General features: G+C 61.4%; 1 protein-coding gene. It reads left to right on the top strand.

Translation table 11 applies throughout. The features are described 5' to 3' along the window. Nucleotides 1-249, top strand: a 249-nt coding sequence (locus tag J5M66_RS26780) for a C-terminal helicase domain-containing protein (RefSeq protein WP_207810152.1), incomplete at both ends; no start/stop codon positions are given.

The following is a 249-nucleotide window of genomic DNA, read 5'->3' as shown; positions in this document are numbered from 1 at the left end:
TCCTGATCAGCCTCAAGGCCGGGGGCACTGGTCTGAACCTGACGGCGGCGGACACGGTGATTCACTTCGATCCGTGGTGGAACCCGGCGGTGGAGAATCAGGCGACTGATCGGGCGTATCGCATCGGGCAGGAGAAACCGGTGTTCGTCTACAAGATGATTGCCCGGGGCACAGTGGAAGAGAAGATTCAGCACCTGCAGAAGGAAAAGTCAGACCTGGCAGCGGGCGTGCTCGATGGGCGCAAGGCCG

It is taken from the genome of Pseudomonas sp. 67(2021), assembly GCF_017491835.1.
GTDB classification, from domain to species: domain Bacteria; phylum Pseudomonadota; class Gammaproteobacteria; order Pseudomonadales; family Pseudomonadaceae; genus Aquipseudomonas; species Aquipseudomonas atacamensis.
The sequence above is the reverse complement of the archived record's forward strand: the minus strand, read 5'-3'. Positions and strand labels throughout refer to the sequence as shown.